General features: G+C 66.5%; 16 protein-coding genes. 2 read left to right on the plus strand and 14 right to left on the minus strand.

Translation table 11 applies throughout. The features are described 5' to 3' along the window. Positions 1–6: 6 nt before the first annotated feature. The 14 genes from D3877_RS24550 to D3877_RS24615 all read right to left on the minus strand — a co-directional run bounded on the left by D3877_RS24550 (position 7) and on the right by D3877_RS24615 (position 16,103). Positions 7–1,113: a YeeE/YedE family protein gene (locus D3877_RS24550; protein ID WP_119833421.1), complete on the minus strand. Its 1,107-nt coding sequence runs from the start codon at positions 1,111–1,113 to the stop codon at positions 7–9. Positions 1,114–1,126: 13 nt separating this feature from the next. Further along, entirely contained in the window at positions 1,127–1,567 is a 441-nt protein-coding gene (locus D3877_RS24555) for a DsrE family protein (RefSeq protein ID WP_119833422.1), read from the minus strand. A gap of 77 nt (positions 1,568–1,644) precedes the next feature. After that, on the minus strand, positions 1,645–3,366 hold the full coding sequence (soxB, locus tag D3877_RS24560; protein WP_119833423.1) for a thiosulfohydrolase SoxB: 1,722 nt from the start codon (positions 3,364–3,366) through the stop codon (positions 1,645–1,647). Then, positions 3,363–4,028 carry a sulfur oxidation c-type cytochrome SoxX gene (gene soxX, locus D3877_RS24565; protein ID WP_119833424.1) on the minus strand — a complete coding sequence of 222 codons (666 nt, stop codon included), beginning with the start codon at positions 4,026–4,028 and terminating at the stop codon, positions 3,363–3,365. The genes soxB and soxX overlap by 4 nt, the downstream gene beginning before the upstream one ends. A 13-nt stretch (positions 4,029–4,041) precedes the next feature. Next, positions 4,042–4,854: a sulfur oxidation c-type cytochrome SoxA gene (gene soxA / locus D3877_RS24570; protein ID WP_119833425.1), complete on the minus strand. Its 813-nt coding sequence runs from the start codon at positions 4,852–4,854 to the stop codon at positions 4,042–4,044. Positions 4,855–4,919: 65 nt separating this feature from the next. Beyond that, the gene (gene soxZ, locus D3877_RS24575; RefSeq protein WP_119833426.1) at positions 4,920–5,231 is read right to left on the minus strand and encodes a thiosulfate oxidation carrier complex protein SoxZ; all 312 of its coding nucleotides are present in this window, start codon (positions 5,229–5,231) and stop codon (positions 4,920–4,922) included. Positions 5,232–5,256: 25 nt separating this feature from the next. Beyond that, positions 5,257–5,715 (minus strand): thiosulfate oxidation carrier protein SoxY, encoded by a 459-nt coding sequence (gene soxY, locus D3877_RS24580; RefSeq protein WP_119833427.1) that lies wholly within the window; start codon positions 5,713–5,715, stop codon positions 5,257–5,259. Between the two features lie 24 nt (positions 5,716–5,739). After that, positions 5,740–6,789, minus strand: coding sequence for a c-type cytochrome (locus D3877_RS24585; RefSeq protein WP_119833428.1), 1,050 nt, complete (start codon positions 6,787–6,789; stop codon positions 5,740–5,742). After that, positions 6,773–8,194: a sulfite dehydrogenase gene (gene soxC, locus D3877_RS24590; RefSeq protein ID WP_119833429.1), complete on the minus strand. Its 1,422-nt coding sequence runs from the start codon at positions 8,192–8,194 to the stop codon at positions 6,773–6,775. Before soxC ends, D3877_RS24585 begins: the two co-directional genes overlap by 17 nt. A gap of 169 nt (positions 8,195–8,363) precedes the next feature. Next, complete coding sequence (locus tag D3877_RS24595; RefSeq protein WP_119833430.1) at positions 8,364–8,987, minus strand: response regulator transcription factor; 624 nt, start codon at positions 8,985–8,987, stop codon at positions 8,364–8,366. After that, positions 8,984–10,786, minus strand: coding sequence for a sensor histidine kinase (locus D3877_RS24600; protein ID WP_238475066.1), 1,803 nt, complete (start codon positions 10,784–10,786; stop codon positions 8,984–8,986). The genes D3877_RS24595 and D3877_RS24600 overlap by 4 nt, the downstream gene beginning before the upstream one ends. Positions 10,787–10,876: 90 nt before the next feature. Then, positions 10,877–13,987 (minus strand): efflux RND transporter permease subunit, encoded by a 3,111-nt coding sequence (locus tag D3877_RS24605; RefSeq protein ID WP_119833431.1) that lies wholly within the window; start codon positions 13,985–13,987, stop codon positions 10,877–10,879. Positions 13,988–14,040: 53 nt separating this feature from the next. After that, complete coding sequence (locus tag D3877_RS24610; protein ID WP_147395288.1) at positions 14,041–14,622, minus strand: hypothetical protein; 582 nt, start codon at positions 14,620–14,622, stop codon at positions 14,041–14,043. 11 nt (positions 14,623–14,633) lie between these two features. Next, positions 14,634–16,103 carry an efflux RND transporter periplasmic adaptor subunit gene (locus tag D3877_RS24615; protein ID WP_119833433.1) on the minus strand — a complete coding sequence of 490 codons (1,470 nt, stop codon included), beginning with the start codon at positions 16,101–16,103 and terminating at the stop codon, positions 14,634–14,636. 472 nt (positions 16,104–16,575) lie between these two features. Between D3877_RS24615 and D3877_RS24620 the strand changes: the two genes are divergently transcribed. Both D3877_RS24620 and D3877_RS24625 read left to right on the plus strand, forming a co-directional pair. Beyond that, positions 16,576–17,340 (plus strand): class II aldolase/adducin family protein, encoded by a 765-nt coding sequence (locus D3877_RS24620; RefSeq protein WP_199720943.1) that lies wholly within the window; start codon positions 16,576–16,578, stop codon positions 17,338–17,340. 194 nt (positions 17,341–17,534) lie between these two features. Beyond that, positions 17,535–18,566, plus strand: coding sequence for a TRAP transporter substrate-binding protein (locus D3877_RS24625; RefSeq protein ID WP_119833627.1), 1,032 nt, complete (start codon positions 17,535–17,537; stop codon positions 18,564–18,566). The last annotated feature ends 23 nt before the right edge of the window (positions 18,567–18,589 follow it).

An 18,589-nucleotide genomic window follows, 5' to 3' on the forward strand; every position in this document is an offset into this window, starting at 1 on the left:
GGACAATCATTGCGCCGCGACCGGCGGGGTGGCGGGGGCAGGAACGGAACGGACGCGCGCCGGTCGGTCGATCACCCGGTCGGTCAGCACGGCGCCGATCCACATCGACCACAGCACGAGCCACGCGGTCAGCACGAAGATCGAGGCCCCGGACACGCCCGCGCCAATCGCGCAGCCGCCCGCCAGGACGCTGCCGAACCCCATCAGACAACCGCCGATGATGTGGCGCCGCATGGTGGAACCGTCGTTGAAGCCCTCCAGCTTCAGCCCGCCCCCGGCCAGACCGGCCAGGAAGGCGCCCAGCGCCACGCCGGGGATCAGCCCGGTGTCGAACCCCCAACGCGCGCCCGGCGGCGACAGCACCAGCATCAGGAAATCGGCGGACGGCGCGGTGAAGCTCAGGGAATGGATCGGCGCCGGGTCGAAGGCGGCGGCGGCGCTGCGCCAGGTGAACCACCACGCGGCGGCGACGGTCAAGCCGACGCCCACCGCCCCCAACCAGAACCAACCCGACAGGCGGTTGCGCCGGGCGATCACGGCGCCGGCGGCCAGCCAAACCAACGCGAACAGCAACGCCCCGTCATGCCCGACGCCCGCCACCGCCAACAGGTCACGCTGCGCGCTGCTGACCGTCCACCAGCCGTTGATCGCCTCGCGCGTTGGCGACAGGACGCCGCGCAGCGCCGCTTGCGCCATCACCGCGAACACCAGCCCCGACAGCAGCGCCCGCAAATTGCCGGTGGCCGCCAGAACCAGCATGCGGCTGGCGCAGGCGCGGGTCAGCGTCATGCCGCAGCCGAACATCAGGCCGCCGATCACCGCGCCCGACAGGCTGCCGGGGTTGTTGAGCTGGCGGACGGCGCCGGTGTCGAACAGGCCGAGCAGGATCAACCCCTGCGTGGCGATCAACGCGGTGGAGAAGGCGAGCAGCCACACCGCCAGCCGTTCGCCCAGCCGTCCGTGCGCGACCTCCAGCGTCGAGGCGCGCAGGCAAAAGCCGGAGCGCTGGGCGAAAGCCCCGAACAGCGCGCCGATCAACAGACCGCCCAGCGCCAGAAAGCGCTCCTCGCCCAACGCGTCCATCAGACCGTCGATGGTGATGGCGAAGCCCATGGCGTCAGCCTTTTCAGGGTTTGATGTAGGCGTAACGCTCGCGCGTTTGCAATTCGGTGATGCGCGCCACGCCGGACGGGGTGAATTCCGCCTCCATCACGAACTGATCCTTGGTCAGGTTGCGCCGCTTCATCGTGATCTCGCACACCTCGAAACGGACGCCGCGCCCCTTGAGGTCGGAGATCAACGACCCGTAATCGATGTTGTTCTTCTGGTCGCGCGCGTCCTCCATCAGCAGATCCACCCCTTCGGCGTGGGTGACGACAAGGATCTCGGTCTTCGGCGCGACGTCCAAATGGTTGCGGATGTTGCGCAGGGCCTTGGTTCCCTGCTCCGCCGCGTTGTCGATGTGGTAGACCACCTTGTCCTGGGCCAAGGCCGGGACGGACGCCACCGCGCCGAACAGCAACAGCGCGGGCAGCAGCAGGGTGGCGAAGCGACGGCGGATGCTCATGGCGGCGGTCTTTCCATCGGTTCAGGGCGGCGTTCTTCGGGGCGGCGTTTCAGGCGGCGTTCAGGGATGACGCGCCGTCAGACGGCAAGGCCGGGGTTGCCGTCCACGCCCTTCAGCGTCGGCAGATTGAGACGGGGCGGCGCGATGATCTTGCGGGCGCGCAGGTTGCGGGCGACCAGATCCCAAATCGGCTCGCCGCCCGCCGTCTTGGCCTCTTCGGCGACGGGCGCCCAGCCCGCGACCTTGTAGGTCTTCGACGCCTCCAGCGGTTTGCCGTTCAGCGTCATGTCCTGAATGCGTTGTCCCGCCGCCGCCGTGGGATCGCAGGCGTAGGACAGGCCGCCGACGCGCACCATGTCGCCGCCCTGCTGGTAATAGGGGTCGGGGTTGAACAGATTGTCGCAGACATCCTCCAGCACCGTCTTGATCTGCGCGCCGGACAGGTTGCTGAGCGTCACATAGGGGTAGGTGATGGCGGTCTGGTCCAGCAGGGATTCCATGGTGATCGGCTGGCCGGGCAACAGGCTGGCGCCCCAGCGGAAGCCCGGCGAGAAGGCGATTTCCGCGTCCTTCTCCGCCATCAGCGCGTCGAGGATCACCTGGTCGAAGCTGCCGTTGAAGTTGCCGCGCCGGTACAGCGTGGCGTCCGTCACCGCCAAAACCTCGCCCAATGTCGCCTCGTAGGGGGCGCGCACGCGGGTGATGAGCGCGTCCATCTCCGGGTCGGCGGGCAACAGGTCGGCGAAGACCGGCATCAAGCGGTAGCGGAAATCGGCGACCCGCCCGCCGCTCACCGCCAGATCGAGCACGCCAAGGAACTTGCCGTTGGACCCGGCGTTCGTGACCAGCGTCTTGCCGCCGGGGTTGGCGACGACGCTGGGCGCCGGCATGCCGTCATGGGTGTGGCCGCCGAGGATCGCGTCAACGCCGCTGACCCGCGAGGCCATCTTCAGATCAACGTCCATGCCGTTGTGCGACAGCACGACCACCACCGCCGCCCCGGCGGCGCGGGCGGCGTCAACCGTCTTTTGCATGTCCTCTTCGCGGATGCCAAAGGTCCAGTCGGCGACCATGTAGCGCGGGTTGGCGATCGGCGTGTAGGGAAAGGCTTGGCCGATCACCGCCACCTTGACGCCGTTCACCGCGCGCATCGTGTAGGGCTTGAACACGTCGTCGCCGAAATCGGCGCTTTTGATGTTCTGGGCGACGATCTCGATGTGACCGGCGAAGTCCTTTTCCGCGACCTCGCGCACGCGGTCCTGGCCGTAGGTGCATTCCCAATGCAGAGTCATGACGTCGACGCCCAGCAGCTTGGCGGCCTCCACCATGTCTTGCCCCTGGGTCCAAAGCGCGGTGCCCGACCCTTGCCAGGTGTCGCCGCCGTCCAGCAGCAGCGCGCCCGGACGGTTGGCCCGCACCCGCTTGACCAGCGTCGCCAGATGGGCGAAGCCGCCGACCTTGCCGTACAGACCGGCCAGCCGCTCGAAATCAAGGAAGGTGAAGGCGTGCGCGGCGCGGCTGCCGGGGGCGATGCGGAAATGCTCCAGCAGCGACGGTCCCACCAGATGCGGCGCCCGCCCGGCCATGCCCGCGATCCCGAGATTGACGCTCGGCTCCCGGAAATGAATCGGCTTGAGCTGGGCGTGGCAGTCGGTGATGTGCAGCAGCGAGACGTCGCCGAAAGCTGGCGCGTCGTAGAAGGACTCAGCCGCCGTTTGGGCGCGCGCCAGACTGGCGGGCAGCAGCAGACCGGCGGCGTTGGCGGCGGCCAGGACGTTGAGGAACTCGCGACGGTTCATTTGGTCGGTCCCGGCTGGGCGTTGACGGGTGATTTGGGATCGAACAGCAGGGCCATCAGATGCTTGATCTGCGTTTCGCCCAAAATGCCCATGTGACCGGCGCGCGGCATGTTGGAACAGGCGTTGCTGGCCTTGGCGTTGACGATCTTGGCCCAGGCCGCCTTCAGCGTTTCCTCACCCTGGCCGCGCAGCGCCCCGTACTGGGTCAGGCTGGGGCCGATGGTGCCATAGGAGATCTCGGTCGGGCTGATCTGGTGGCAGTTGTAGCAATTGCCGCCGTTGGGGGTGTCCGCCTTGTCCGACCAGGTGTTGCCGCGCCCGCTCTGCGCCAGCGCCTCGCCCTGTTTCCAGTCGCCCAGCCATTGGCCATCGGACGGCCATTTGACCGTCGCCATGTTGGCGGCCTCGATCCGCTGGCGCTGGGCGGCGGCGGCGGGACTGGCCGCAAGGACGGGGTTGGAGCAAAAGGCTTGCGTCTCGTCCTGGGTCAAACGGTCGATCGTGGCGACGCCCTTGCCCTTGAAGCTGGAGGCCAGCATGCGGGAAAAGGCGGCGTCGTCGGCCCCCGGCCCCCAACCCGCTGTTTGCGACAGGACTGTTTGCGACAGGGCCGGGCCAGCCAGCGCCAGCAGGGCGGCGGCGAGCAGCGCGAAATGTTTCATGGCGGCCTCCCTCTCAGCGCTTGATTCCGGGCGTCTTCATCGTCGCCCCGTTGGCGGTGGCCGCCATGTACATCGACAACGCGATGGTCGCGTCGGAGGTGTAGACGGGTTCGGGGAAACGCTGCTGGCGGAAGCAGTCGTTGAGCCGCCATTGCATTGACCACATCTGCCCGGCGCTGACGCGGTAAGCGGGCCAACTGCTCCACCCCGCCGCCGCCCCCTTGGCGCTGGGGATGTAGGGCAATTCCTGAAGACGGATGCGCGTGCCCTCCTGACCGTGGCAGGTGGCGCAGGCGAAATCATACGGACCGCCCTGATAATTGAACATCCGCTTGCCCAGCTCGTACATCGCCTGTTCCTTGGGATGCGCGAGCGTCACCGCGATGGGCGCGTCTTTGGATTGGCCGGAGATGTAGGCGGCCAACGCGTTCATCTCCTCCTTCGGCGGGGCGGTGAAGGACGCCTCGATGTAAGGCTTGGGATCCTTGCCCTGGAGGGTCTGCATGCAGGTCAACAGGCGTGATTCCAGATCCTGGACCCGGTCGGTGTCCGCGAAATGGCGGGGAAGCTGGGCGTAAGCCCCCTTGACCACGCCGGGGCCAAGGCCAAGGTCGCAGCGCTCCAGCGACGCCGCCTTTGGCCCGGCGGGCGTCTTCCACAGCTCTTCCCCGCTGGCCTCGTACAGTTCGGCGGGGTTGCCGTCCTGCAAGGCCTCGCGATAGGCCTCAATGCTGTCCTGCGCCGCGTCCTTTTGGGCGTAGGCCACCGTCACGGCGGCCGCCGACACCGCAAGGAACGCCATGATTCCAACGCTTGCCCGATCCATCCCTGTTCCCTCCCGTCCTTGTTCTTGCCTGCCGGACGCGCCCCCGCCTCCGGTTCGCGGAGTCTTCAGGTCACGGCGGCTTCGTCGGTGCGGGTGTCGCCCTTGTTGTCGACCCAGGTGACGGACACCTTGTCGCCCGCCTTGCCGCCCTTCACCTTGAAGGCGAGGTAGGGATTCTTGGAAATCGACGGCCCCCATTGCGCTTGCATCACCATCTTGCCGTCGAGCTTGGCGGTCACTTCGTTGATGAACCAGGCGGGGATGACCGCGCCGTTCGCGTCCTTGCGTTGGCCGGTTTCCATCTCGTGGCCCATCAGGACCTTGATCTCGGTGACGCCATCCTTGACGGAGGCGCGGATCTTCATCGGACTGCCCATGCTGATGCTCCTTTTTCCGGTTCGTTCAGCCGCCGCAGCCGCCGAGCGTCACCTTGATTTCCTTGGATGCGGCGTAGAATTTGCCATCCGCCTTGACCAGAACGACGACGTTCGAGGTCTGGCCCATCTTGATGCGCGCCGTGACCTCCGGGATCGTCTCGGGCGTCAGGTCGAAGGACGCCGCGAGCATGCTGGGATTCTTGTCGACCAGGATGGCGATGCGTTCGGTGTTGGGCAGCTTGCTGATCGCCTGGATCGGCACCACCGCGCCGTTTTCCGCGATGTCGGAGGCGACGATCTGGACGTCGCCGCTGGTCGCGGGAGTCCCGGCGCCCAGCGCCTTCAGCGCCTCGTCCATCGTCTTGGCCTCGAAGGCGACCTTGTCCCAATTGGCGAAGGCCATCCTGGGCAAAACAAACCCAGCCGCCGCCAGCGTTCCCAGGAAGGTCAGGATTTGGCGTCGTTCCATCAGTCTCTGCGTCATGACAGGAGTTCCCTTTCGATCACGTCATTTCGTCGGCGCGCCCGCCAGGATCCAGGCGACCAGGGTCTTCACCTGATCGTCCTTCAGGTCCGGTTGCGGCGGCATCGTCACCGCGCCCCAAACGCCCTCGCCACCGGCCTTGACCTTGGACATCAGCGCGTCGGCGCTGTCGCTGCCGCGATAGCGGGCGGCGATTTCGCTGTAGCTTGGCCCGACGACCCGCGTGTCCACCGCGTGGCAGGACAGGCAACCGGACGCCTCCGCCAGCGTCAGAGCGGGATTGGGTTTGTCGGTCGCCGCCTCGTCCGGGCCGGTGCGTTGGCCGCGCACGGGGCCGAAGATCCGGTTCTGGGCGGCGAGGTTGCCATGCGCGCCAAGGGCGTGGTCAGGCAGATGGGAGGTCCGTTGAACCGACGGCTTGCAGTTGGTCATGCAGGCCGCGTTGGCTGTGTCGGGTTTGGCCGCCGGGTTCGGCAAACCGGGGCCGGGCCACAGGGCGTGCGCGGTGGTCATGCCGTCGCGGTTCGGCATCCGCGCCTGGACGTCGCGGATCGTCGCGTCGGTCAGAACGAAATCGTCGGGCACGATTTCCGCGAGGTTCAGCATGTAGGCGAGCACGGCGTAGACGTCATCGTCGCTCAACGATTTCGGCGCGTTCCACGGCATGGCCCGGCGGATGTAGTCGTAGAGGGTGGACACGGTGGCGACCTTCATGACGGTCGTCCGCGCCGGAAAATCGGTCCGCTTCAGAGTGGCGACATGGCCGGATTTGACGTCTTCGGCGGTGGTGCCGCCGATCAACGGGTTGAAAACGCTGTTGCTCTCGCCAAAGGTGCCGTGGCAAGCGCTGCATTTCGCCTCCCAAATGTCCATGCCGCGCGACACGCTGCCGGAGCCGGATGGCAGGCCAGTGAAATCGGGGCCGACGTCGATGTCCCACGCCTTCACCTCCGCCGGAGTGGCCGGACGCCCAACGCCGGGGAAATTGTCGGCCAGAGCCGTTCCGCCAAGGCCAAGGCCAAGCAGGACGCCAAGCGTGGACCCGAGCAGCGCCGCTTTACAGAATCTGGACATTGCTCACGTCCCCGTTTTCGGCGACCTGCCAAGTCTGGATCGCGTTGTTGTGGTAGATCGACCGCGACCCGCGCGCTGCGCGCAGTTGGCCGTAACCGGGTTGGACGAAGCCCGTTTCGTCGGTGGCGCGCGATTGCAGCAGCGCCGGTTTTCCATCCCAATTCCAGGGCAGGATGAAGCGGGTCAGGCATTTGGACAGGACCGGCGTTTGCAACGTCGCCTCGACCCAATTCACGCCGCCATCGACGGAGACGTCCACCCGTTTGACCTTGCCGCGCCCGGACCAGGCCAGCCCGCTGATGGTGAAATAGCCCTTGTCCACCAGCGTCTGACCGCCCGACGGGGTGGTGATGACCGACTTGCATTCTTGAATCGAGCTGTATTGCCGGTGCTGGCCGTCGGGCATCAAATCGATGTAATGGACCGCCTCGTCCTTGGTCGCGTAAGGCCGGTCGCCGACCTCGACCCGGCGCAGCCACTTCACCCACGAGACGCCTTGCACGCCCGGCACGATGAGGCGCAGCGGGTAGCCGTTCTCGGGCCGCAGCATCTCGCCATTCTGGCCATAGGCGACCAGAACCTCGCCGGACAGCACCAGCTCGATCGGGATGGTGCGGGTCATCGACGATCCGTCGCCGCCCTCGGCCAGCACGTATGTCGCGGCCTTCAGGTCGGCGCCGCAATCCTCCAACAGCGTGCGCAGCGGCACGCCGGTGAACTCGCTGCACGACAGCATGCCATGGGTGTATTGCACGGTGGGAACCGCGACGTTGCCCCACTCCATGCCCGTGTTGGCGCCGCACTCGATGAAGTGCATGCGCGACACCGAGGGCAGACGCAGGATGTCGTCCATTGTGTAGACTTTGGGCGTCTTCACAAACTCCGGTCGGGCGCCGTCGATCATGAAGCGGTGCCGGGTCGGGTCGATGTCCTGCCAGCCCTGATGGTGCCGCTCAAAATGCAGGCCGGACGGCGTGATGATGCCGAACAGCCCCTGCAAGGGCGCGAAGGACACGCTGGCGGCGGCCACTTGGGTCAGTCCGGGGCTTTGCCGACGCGCCAACCCGCGCTCGTGCTTGGACGGCTGGCCATAGGGGCTGGCCGCCACCGGCTGGCCCAGACTGCTGCCCCAGGGGGTCGGATTCAGAATGTCGGGATCGCCAACGCTGACGGCGGTTGACGCGGCGGCGGCCCGACCGCGTGTCCCCACCGCAACGGTCGCGGCGGCGGCGGTCAGAAAGCTGGCGCGCAGAAACGCGCGCCGCCCCTGGCCGACCTGCCGGATCTCCTCCGGCGTCAGGAAACTCTCGGGCGCCCGCCGCAACCGGCCGGACGAAACATCCGCGCCAGGGGCAAGCGGATCGGTTCGGAGAGTCGCCTCTCCGTCTGGCCGCAACTTGGTCATGTCGGTCCTGATGTCAGTCCGGCGGGCCGCCGGCGTCTTGTCTGTTGCGAACAGTACGCTGGACAAACAATCAGCGCTACCGGGTGGATTCCGGTGCTGACCAAGGGTTAACCCTTGCCGTCGCGGTCGGGGGAAACAGCCGAGCCGCCCGCGTCAGGCCCGTCCGAGTTCAAACCCGCTCGCCGGGGGCCAGCATCAGACGCGCCAGTTCGGCGACGGAGCGGGCGGCCATCTTTTCCATCACCATTTGACGGTGGCCTTCCACGGTCTTGACGGAGATGGACATCGCCGTCGCGATCTCCTTGTTCTGGCGTCCGTCGAGCACCAGGGTCAACACCTCGCGCTCGCGGCGGCTGAGTTGGGCCAGACGCGCCTCCACCGCCTCGCGCCCGGCGCTGCGCGCCAGCACGTCGCGGCATTTCCGAATCGCGGCGTTGACCGCGTCGAGCAGCGCTTGGTCCTTCCAAGGCTTCTCGATGAAATCCTCGGCCCCGCCCTTCAACGCGGCGACGGCCAACGGCACGTCGCCATGGCCGGTGATCATGATGATGGGCCGTTTGCAGCCCCGCTCCTTCAGATGGCGCAGCAGTTCGATCCCGCTCATGCCCGGCATGCGGACGTCCAGCAGAACGCAGCCCGGACGCAGCGGCGGACGCAGATGGGGCGACCCCAGAAAGGCCTCGGCGGACGCAAAGCTTTCGCAAGCGATGCCGACCGACCCCAACAGATAGCCGACCGACCCGCGAATCGCCTCGTCATCGTCCACCACCAGAACCAAGGGGGCGTCGGTCATGCGTGATTCTCCTCAATGGGTGAATTGGCGGGTGAATTGGCGACGGGCGGCAACGTGAAGCGGACGGCCAGACCACGGGGGGCGGACGGCGCGGCCCAGATGCGCCCGCCATGCCGCTCGACGATGGTGCGGCAGATCGACAGCCCCAACCCCAGCCCGTCGGGCTTGGTGGTGAAGAAGGGTTCAAACATCCGCGTCCTGGCCTCGTCGGACGCGCCTGACCCGCAATCCCGCATCTCGATCAACACCATGCCGTCGGACAGGGCTGTGCGCACGGCGATGGCGCCGCCATCGGCGGACGGCGTCGCGTCAACGGCGTTTTGCAACAGGTTCAACAACACCTGTTGCAGCTCCACCTTGTCGGCCTGCACCGGCGGCAGGTCCGCCGCCAGTTCGGTGGCGATGGGCCGTTGCAGGTCGGACGGCGCGCCGAACAGCGACAGCGTTTCCGCCACCACGGCGTTGATCGACAGGGTGGAGCGCTGGGCGCCGCGACGGCTGACGAAGCCACGGGTGCGTTGGATGATCGCGGCGGCCCGTTCGGCCTGCTCAACCACCGACCGCGCCCCGATGCGCAACCGTTCAAGGTCGGGGGCGGGCGCGTCGAGCAACCGGGTCATGCCACCGGCGAAATTGCCGATGGCCGCCAATGGCTGATTCAATTCATGGGCGATGGTGCTGGCCATTTCGCCGACGATGCCGAGCCGCGAGAGCTGGTCACGCTCCTCGCGCAGGCGCAGCGCCGTGGCTTCGGCGCGCTCGCGCTCCGCGATCTCATGGACCAATTCGGCGGTGCGGCGGCGGACCAGAACCTCGACCCGCGCGGCGTGGATCACCCACCACAGCGCCGCCACGCCCGCCAGCGCCAACCAATGCCAGTTCCGGCGCAGGATCTCCTCCAGCGTCGGCGGGGTTTTCGGATAGGGACCGATGTGCAGCTTGCGGAACAGCTCATGCACCGTCGTGTAATCGAGCGAGGCGGTCCAGGCCCGCCCATCGGTCGCCGGCATGGTCAACAGCGCGGCGGCGACCTGCCGGGCAAGGTCGCGCGACGTGTGCGCCAGCCGGGCGAAAGGCCAGTCGGGGTAAAGCCGCGACGACACCCGGCATGGCGGCGCATCCGCTTGCGGCCCGTCACTTTGCCGCTCCCCAACCACCACAAAGGCGCCGGGCGCGATCCGGCCCTGCGCCTCCAACTCCTCCAGCAGACAGGCGCGCAACACCCCGGCGTCGGCGGCGCCGTCGCGCACCGCGTCCACCACGCCCTCCATCGGGAAGCCGACCGCCACCAGCGCGGCCAAATCCGTGAAGGGATTGACCCCAGCCTCCTCCATCTCGCGCCAGGCGATCTGAAAACCGCCGAAGGCGTCGGTCGAAACCACCGCCAACCGCTTGCCCTTCAGGTCGGCGAGCTTGCGAATCGCGGGCTGGTCGGCCCGGCGGATGATGGTGGAGCCGACCGCCGCGATGGGAAACGCTGGCAAACCGGATTCCAGCGTGGCGATTCGCGTCACCGCGAAACGCGCCTCCAGCGTGACGTAGCTGCCCGGGTTGGTGATGACGAAATCAACCCGCCGGTCGGCGACCGCCAGCACCATGCCCGGCAGATCGAGCGGCAACGTCACAAACCGACGGTCGGGGATCGCGCGTTCCAGATGGGCGAGCGTCGGCTCCCAGTCGCGGGCCGCCCGCTCCGACCCCAGATAGGCGAGCACGCCGACGCGCACGGTTTCCGGCTCCGCCCTTGCGGTCGCCGCCCACGCCAATGTCGCGCACAAAACAATCAGTCGTCTCAACATGGCGGGCAGCATAACCCAAACCCGCCGGTCTTTGCCGCCGAATGATCGCCCGGCGTTTGGCATGGGGGATGACGACCGGGGCGGACGGGGTCAGAAGGTTTCAGACGCCAGCGTCGCGTCGGTGGCGAGAACCCGGCCCAACTCCTTCTGGCCGAAACGCTCGAACAGCAGCGGCGTGGTGAAGGTGTCGAGCAGGGTCGAGCTGATAAGCCCGCCGAAGATGGCGATGGCCACCGGCTGAAGGATTTCGGTGCCCGCCCGGTCCGACACCGCCATCAGCGGAATCAGCGCCAAGCCCGCCGCCAGGGCGGTCATCAGCACCGGCGTCAGCCGTTCGGCGCAGCCGCGCAGGATCAAATCCCGGCCCATCGGCACGCCTTCGTGCAGATGCAGATTGATGAAGTGGCTGACCTTCAACAGGCTGTTGCGCACGGCGACGCCGGTCACGGCGATGAAGCCGATCAAGGTGGCGAGGCTGAGATCCTGGCCGCTGATCCACAGGGCGGCGACGCTGCCCGCCACCGCCAGCGGCACGTTGCCCATCACAATCAGGCACAGCCGCCAGGAGCGGAAACGCTGGTGCAAAACCAGGAAAATCAGCGCGATGGACACCGGCGTCAGAATCGCCATCATCATCCGCCCGCTTTCGCCCTCGCGGAAGCTGCCCTCCAAACTGGTGCGGTAGCCGGTGGGAAGCGGGGTGTCGGCGATGACGTCGCGCATGGCCGCCACGATCTTCGCCGTGTCCGACCCGTCGGTGTTGGCCATGATGGCGATGCGCCGCACCGCGTCTTCGCGCAGAATCAAGCTTGGCCCCGGCGTGATCGCCACCGTGGCGAAGGAGGAGATCGCCACCGACCCCGACGGCGTGTCGATGCGCAGCAGGCCCAACCGTTCCGGCGCGCGGTCCTCGTCGGCCAGCCGCATCACCACGTCAAAGCGTCGGCCATTGTCGATGATCTGCGACACCGTCCGCCCGTTTGAAAAGCTTTCCAGCGCCTGGGTGATCGCCGCCGGGGTGATGCCGAACAGGTCGGCGCGCTCGTAATCGACCGTCACCCGCAGTTGCGGGGTGTATTGCTGCTGTTCGACCAGCAGATCGACCAAGCCGGGAATTCGGGCGAAGCGCGCCCGGAATTTTTCGGCCAGAGTCCGCAACGTCGACAGATCGTTCCCATAGACTTTCAGAATGATGGCGCCGCGCACGCCGTTGTCTTCCGACTGCATCCGTTCGGTCAGGAACTGCGTCACCGCCAGATCGGCGGAGAAGATCGACAGGCGGTTGCGGATGTCGGCCATCACCTCGTGACGGCTGCGCCCCTGATCCAGCACGATCTTGATCGGCCATTCATTGTCGTTGACCGGATCGCCGTCGCCATCCTGCTCGTACCGCCCGGCGCGGCGGGACAGCGCGCGGACCTCCGGCACCTGCATGAGGATTTGCTCCGCCATATGGCCGATCTTGTAGGATTGGGCCAGCGACGTTCCCGGGCTGAGCAGCATGGTCACATAGACGTTGCCCTCGTTGAATTCCGGCAGAAAAGAGCGCGGCAGCAGCGGGACCGAGGCGGCGGCGACCAGCACCGCCGCGCCGACGCTCAGCAAAACGGGCCGCCCATGGTCGAGAACCCAACGCAACGCCCGCTCGTTCTCCCGCTTCAGCCAGCGGACGAAACGGCCCTCATGGGCGCGCTCCAGCGCGCGCATGCCGGGAAACAGGTAGGAGGCGAGCACCGGCGTGACCGTGACCGACACCACCAGACTGGCGAAGATCGAGACGATGTAGGCCATCGCCAGCGGCCCGAACATCCGCCCCGGCTGCCCCGGCATGGCGAAGAGCGGGATGAAGACCAGCAGAATGATCGCGGTGGCGTAGACAATGCCCGACCGCACCTCTTGCGAGGCGCGCGCGATCACCATCAAGGTTGGATCCGGCTGGGCTTTTTTCCGGTTCTCGCCCAAACGGCGCAGGATGTTTTCAACGTCCACCACCGAATCATCGACCAATTCGCCCAGCGCGATGGCGATGCCGCCCAAGGTCATGGTGTTCAGGGTCGCGCCAATCAGATGAAAGACGATGACGCTGACCACCAGCGAAATCGGAATCGCCAGCAGGGAAATCGCGGTGGAGCGCACATTGGCCAGAAACAGCATCAGCACGACGGCGACGATGATGATCCCATCGCGCACCACCGTGCCGACATTGCCGATGGCCTCATTGATCATGTCCGCTTGGCTGTAGGACACTTGGCCCAAGCGGATCCCGGCGGGCGCCGTCGTTTGCATGTCGGCCAGCAATTGGCGGATGGCGGCGTCCACCTGCACGGTGTTGGCCGACGGGTGCTTGACGATGGAGATGTTCACCGACGGCACGCCGTTGAACGCCCCGTCGCCGCGCTTGACCCGAGGGGCGAAGCGCACCTCGCCGATTTGGCTGAGCAACACCGGCGTGCCGTCGCGGAAGGCGATCACCAGCTTGCGCATGTCGTCCAGGCGAGCGGATTTGCCGATGTTGCGGATCGGGTATTCCTTGCCGGCGGCCTCGGCGAAGCCGCCGCTGCTGTTGGTGCCGAAGGCGGTCAGCGCCTGTTCGACCTGTTGCAGCGAGACGCCAAGGTCGCTCATCGCCACCGGGTTTGGCGTGAAGCGGAAGGTTTTGACCTCCCCGCCAATCAGAAAGGCCTGCGCCACCCCTTCCAGGGCGAGGAGGCGCGGGCGCAAGGTCCATTCGACATACTCGCGCAGCGCCATGGGGTCGGCCCCGCCGGTCACGCCCATATGCATGATGAGGCCGGTGGCCGCCGACATCGGCGCCAGTTGCGGCGACAGCCCGGCGGGCAGCCGGTCGCGCAGTTGGGCCAGCCGTTCCGTCACCAATTGCCGGTTCCGGTAGGGATCGGTTCCCCAACCGAACACCACCATCACGCGGGAAAAGGCGGCGCTGGAGGTGCTGCGCACCCGCGTCACCCCGGCGGTTCCGCTCAAGGTCGCCTCGATGGGCTGGGTGACGAGCTGTTCGACCTCCTCCGCCGCCAGACTGCCCGATTCGGTGACGACGGTGACGGCGGGTTGCCGCAGTTCCGGCAGCAGGTCGATCGGCATGTCGCGGGCGACGAACAGGCCCCAACTGACCAGAATCAGCGCGGCGACCAGAACGAAGATGCGTTGCCGCAGGCTGAAGGCGACGACGGCCTGGAACATCGCAAGACCTCACGCGTGGAAAGAGCGGGGAAACAGTAGGGACGCGGCGGCGTTCAGGCCGCGTGCGCGGGCGGCGCCGGGAGTGGGGTTTCGACGCGCCGCTTCCGGCGGCTCCACCACCGCATGGCCAGAAGGCCGCCACCGGCGCCGACCAGCCCGGACAGCAGGGCGATCACCAGCACGCGGCCAGGGCCGCTCCCCGTGGATTTGGCGGCGGCGGCGTCCTCATAGACCAGAGTCGCCGTCTGCTCGCCGCCGCCATCGGCGGTTTTGAGCGACAGGGTGAAGACGTCCTGACTTTGGCCGGAGCGTTTGAACGGGCCGATGAACAGGCCGGGCGCCTGCTCGGTCAGCGCCACCGGCGCGCGCTTGCCGCTGCGCAAAACGGTGAGCGTCGCCCCTTCCAGCGGCTCGTTGCCGTCCACCCGGTCGACAAAGGCGTAAAGCCGGTCGCCATTCACCACCAAAACAACGTCGGCGTCGTTGATGTGAACCGTCACGCGGGGCGACCGGACGGGGGAGTCCTCGTCGCCGTCCGCCAAAGCGGCGGCAGGGCCAAGGAAAAACCCGCCGATCAACAGCCACAGGACCGCGAACCGCGCCAAAGCCGGTTGAAAAGGACGCATCGTCCGCATCGCCGATTCCATCATTGCACCTGCGCCATCAGGCTGATTCCGCGAACGACGATCCGCGCGCCCTCTTTCACCCCATTCAGGATCAACACGGTCTGGGCGTCGATGTCCTGGGTTTGAACCGCGTGCGGCACGAAGGTTTCGGCGTCGGTCTGTTCCCAAACCTGCTGAAGCCCGTCCGCGCCCACGGAAATCGCCGCGCGCGGCGTCGGCATCCCGCGCTGGGTGTGATGCTCCCCGCGCAGCAGGATGGCCGCCGGGCGCCCCACCCGCAGCCCCTTGGGCGGGTTGTCGATGCGGAACAGCATCGGGGTGGATTGCTGGCGCACCGCCGGGCCGCTGCCGACATAGGTGACGTTCAGGGTCTGCCCCTCCGGCGTGCGGGCGGTGGCGGTCGTTCCGGGGGCCGCCTCCGACGCGATCATCGGATCGGGCACCGTGGCTTCAACCCACAGACGTTTCGGATTGACGATGTCGAAGACCATTTCGCCCGGCTGGGCGACCCGCCCGGCCACCGCCGTGGTCGAGGCGATCACCCCGTCGATGGGGGAGCGCAGAAACTCTTGTGTTTTCAGCATCGGCAGCAGGGCCGCGCGCTCCTGCCGCAAGCCGTCGAGGCGGATTTCCATCTGAATGATCTTGCCCTCGCGGAAGGGTACGAAGCTGAATTGCTTCATCATTTCGATGCTTTCGGCGGTTTGCCGGATTTCGTGGGTCAGGCGGGCGACCTCGCGCCGGACCTGGCTGCGGTCCACCACCCCGACCACCGGCACGACATAGCCCAGCACCTGGCCTTTGCTCACCGCGTCGCCCAGCACCGGCATGCCGGTTTCCGGCGGCTCGATCCGGCCCAGCAACCCGGCCTCGACCTGCCCATGCGCCTGGGGGTCGGGGATGATCCGCCCGTTCAGCTTGATGCCCGCGCGCACCTCCGTCTCGCTCAAGCGCTGGGTCCGCAGCTCGAACATGCGTTGCAGGCTTTTCGGCACGAAGTAAGACCCGTCAGGGTTGCGGGCCGAACGGTCATACAGAAGATTGGCCAGAAGACCGGGTTCGATGGGCTTGAGCGCGGTGGTTTCCGCCGATTCGTCGGACGGCGGCGGCGGGGCGGCTGTGGCGACCGTGGGCGGCGGCGGGACCGCAGCGGGGAGCGTCTTGGCCGCTGGGGGATTGGGGTCGGTCCCCTTCGGAAGATCGGCGATGGAATCGACGAAATCGGCCCGCTCAAGCGGCGTCGAATTGATTCCGATCATGTAGGAGGTTTCGTAGAGCGCCTGCCCCACCCCGGAATAAAAGGACGCGGCTTTGTCGGCGACCGACCAGAAGGCCCACGACCCGCCCTGATAGAGCGATTGCGCGGCGGCGCCAACCGTCTGACTCGCCGTGTCCAGGGCGGAGGCGGCAGGCGCGGCGGGGGAGGACGCGTCCGCCGCCAGACCGGGGGACGCCGCGCCCGCCGCCAGCAAAAACGCCAGTCCGGCCATTCGCGCCGCGCTGTTTCGACCGTCATGTTTCGGCATCGGTTTCATGGTCGCTCAAAAAATTGGCAATCGGTCCCGCCCGGACATTGAGCAGAAATCCTCCTACGAATCAATGAATCCGCTGTGACAACGGCGATGCTGTGGCCCCCGAGGGAGGGACGCATCGCGTCGATTCATCCGCTTGACTAATTAACATGTTAATGTTTAACTCGTTAACATCATAACGGACAAACGGGCGTCCCTGGCGCGCCGCCGATCACGGCGGGCATCCGGGAAAGCAACCGTAAACGGAGGAAACCTCATGACCCATGCGAAACGCGCGGCGGGATTGATTGGCCCTGTTTCAACGGTTCTTGGCGTTTGAGGAAACCCGATGTCCGGCGCATGATCGGCGTGTGACGGCCTGTCTCGGCGTTCGCCATCGTTGCGCAAGCCCCCGGCAAACCAATCCCTGACACAGAGGAGACCCATGGGAATGACCGATTCCGCCTTCATCCGTCCCGCCCGCTTCAGCCCCGAGGAATGGGAGGCGCGCGTCCAACTGGCCGCCGCGTACCGGATTTTCGATCATCTGGGCTGGACCGAACTGATTTACAATCACATCTCGCTGCGCGTGCCGGGGCCGGACGCGCATTTCCTCATCAATCCTTTTGGCCTGCATTACAGCGAAGTGTGCGCCTCGAATCTGGTCAAGGTGGACGTCGACGGGGCCACCATCGGCCATTCCGACTGGCCGATCAATCCAGCGGGCTTCACCTTTCACGGCGCCATCCACGCCACCCTGCCCGATGCCCATTGCGTCATGCATGTTCACACCACGCCGACCCAGGCGGTCTGTTGCCTGAAGGACGGGTTGAGCTTCACCAACTTCTACGCCGCGCAGTTGTATGGAAAGATCGCCTATCACGAGTTTGAAGGCATCACCGTCCATCGCGAAGAAGGCAGGCGCATCCTGGACAGCGCCCAGGGCAAGCCGGTCCTGATGCTGCGCAACCATGGTCCTGTGACCATCGGGTTCAATCTGCCGCAGGCCTTTTCCTTGATGTGGCTGTTCAACCGGGCCTGCGAGGTGCAGCTCGCGACGATGTCGATGGGCGAAGCCACGCCAATCCCAACGCCGGTTCTGGAAAAATGCGTCCGGGATTCGCTGAACTTCGATCCCAAATTCGGCGCGGGCCAAGACGCGTTCGCCGCGCTTCAGCGCATCGTTGATCGGGTTGATCCGACCTACCGCCGCTGATCGCGCGACACGGGCGCGTCCCCCGCGCCCGACCTGTCCAAAACAGGGATCGGCGAGGCGCGCCCAAGATCGCGCGCAGGGGCAATCATCCGCTTGACTAATTAACATGTTAATGTTTAACTTGTTAACATCAAAATCAAACGAGCCGACGCCCCGTGATTCGCCCCGAGGGCGTCGGCATGGAGGAAACCTCAATGACCCATGCGAAACGCGCGGTGGGACCGCTCGGTCTTTCCCTGATGGCGCTGCTGGCCGCCAGCCCGGTCGCCGCTGAAACCGTCACGCTGAAAATCGCTCATTTCCTGCCGCCCAGCTCCCCGGCGCAAAAGCAGGTGATCGAGCCATGGTGCGCCAAGCTGGGGGAGGAATCCGGCGGCCAGATCAAATGCCAGATTTATCCGGCGCTGCAATTGGGCGGCACGGCGGGACAACTGGTCGATCTCGCCAAGAACGGCGTCGCCGACATCGTGTGGACGGCCCCCGGCTATTCCGCCGGCCGCTTCCCGATCATCGAGACGATGGAGTTGCCCTTCATCGTCCGCGACGCCAAATCCGGCAGCCGCGCCGTGTGGGAGTTTTTCGAGCGCCACGCGGTCAAGGAGTTCGACGCTTACAAGGTGCTGGCGGTCTACTCCAACGGCGGCGACACCTTCCACACCGCCGCCAAGGCGATTGACAGCCTGGACAGCATGAAGGGGATGAAACTGCGCGCCCCGACCCGCATGAGTTCCAAGGCGCTGCTCGCGCTGGGGGCCACGCCTGTCAACATGCCCCCGGCCCAGGTGACGGAAGCGATTTCCAAAGGCGTTGTGGACGGCGCGATGGCCGCCTGGGAGGTCGTGACGCCGACCAAGCTCCAGGAAGTCACCAAATTCCACGAGGATCCGCCGAACGGTCAGCCTTACTACGCTGGAACGGTTCTGGCCTTGTTGATGAACAAGCCCCGCTACGCGGCCTTGCCGACCGACGTCAAGGCGGTGATCGACCGGAACAGCGGCGCTCCGCTGGTCGAGATCTTCGGATCGGTTTGGGACGGCGTGATCGCGGCGACCAAGCTCCAGGTCGTGAAGGAGGGCGGGATGGTCGTCACGCAAAGCCAAAGCGATTACGACGCCATGCGCGCCGCCACCCGCGTGGTGGAGGAGGACTGGTTGAAGGAGGTTGGCGCGCGCGGCGTGGACGGCGCGGCGCTGGTCGCCGACGCCCGCGCGCTCGCCGCCCGCTGACCATCCGCACGGGAGTGTCCCCA

Source organism: Azospirillum cavernae (assembly GCF_003590795.1).
GTDB lineage: Bacteria > Pseudomonadota > Alphaproteobacteria > Azospirillales > Azospirillaceae > Azospirillum > Azospirillum cavernae.

Excerpts from the sequence above, each read along its gene's own strand:
- D3877_RS24610 (WP_147395288.1), bottom strand. The coding sequence starts at position 14,622 with ATGCGGACGATGCGTCCTTTTCAACCGGCTTTGGCGCGGTTCGCGGTC.
- D3877_RS24595 (WP_119833430.1), bottom strand. The coding sequence starts at position 8,987 with ATGACCGACGCCCCCTTGGTTCTGGTGGTGGACGATGACGAGGCGATT.
- D3877_RS24550 (WP_119833421.1), bottom strand. The coding sequence starts at position 1,113 with ATGGGCTTCGCCATCACCATCGACGGTCTGATGGACGCGTTGGGCGAG.
- soxZ (WP_119833426.1), bottom strand. The coding sequence starts at position 5,231 with ATGGGCAGTCCGATGAAGATCCGCGCCTCCGTCAAGGATGGCGTCACC.
- D3877_RS24605 (WP_119833431.1), bottom strand. The coding sequence starts at position 13,987 with ATGTTCCAGGCCGTCGTCGCCTTCAGCCTGCGGCAACGCATCTTCGTT.
- D3877_RS24585 (WP_119833428.1), bottom strand. The coding sequence starts at position 6,789 with ATGTCCAGATTCTGTAAAGCGGCGCTGCTCGGGTCCACGCTTGGCGTC.
- soxA (WP_119833425.1), bottom strand. The coding sequence starts at position 4,854 with ATGGATCGGGCAAGCGTTGGAATCATGGCGTTCCTTGCGGTGTCGGCG.
- soxB (WP_119833423.1), bottom strand. The coding sequence starts at position 3,366 with ATGAACCGTCGCGAGTTCCTCAACGTCCTGGCCGCCGCCAACGCCGCC.
- D3877_RS24620 (WP_199720943.1), top strand. The coding sequence starts at position 16,576 with ATGACCGATTCCGCCTTCATCCGTCCCGCCCGCTTCAGCCCCGAGGAA.
- D3877_RS24600 (WP_238475066.1), bottom strand. The coding sequence starts at position 10,786 with ATGTTGAGACGACTGATTGTTTTGTGCGCGACATTGGCGTGGGCGGCG.
- D3877_RS24625 (WP_119833627.1), top strand. The coding sequence starts at position 17,535 with ATGACCCATGCGAAACGCGCGGTGGGACCGCTCGGTCTTTCCCTGATG.
- D3877_RS24555 (WP_119833422.1), bottom strand. The coding sequence starts at position 1,567 with ATGAGCATCCGCCGTCGCTTCGCCACCCTGCTGCTGCCCGCGCTGTTG.
- D3877_RS24615 (WP_119833433.1), bottom strand. The coding sequence starts at position 16,103 with ATGGCCGGACTGGCGTTTTTGCTGGCGGCGGGCGCGGCGTCCCCCGGT.
- soxX (WP_119833424.1), bottom strand. The coding sequence starts at position 4,028 with ATGAAACATTTCGCGCTGCTCGCCGCCGCCCTGCTGGCGCTGGCTGGC.
- soxY (WP_119833427.1), bottom strand. The coding sequence starts at position 5,715 with ATGACGCAGAGACTGATGGAACGACGCCAAATCCTGACCTTCCTGGGA.
- soxC (WP_119833429.1), bottom strand. The coding sequence starts at position 8,194 with ATGACCAAGTTGCGGCCAGACGGAGAGGCGACTCTCCGAACCGATCCG.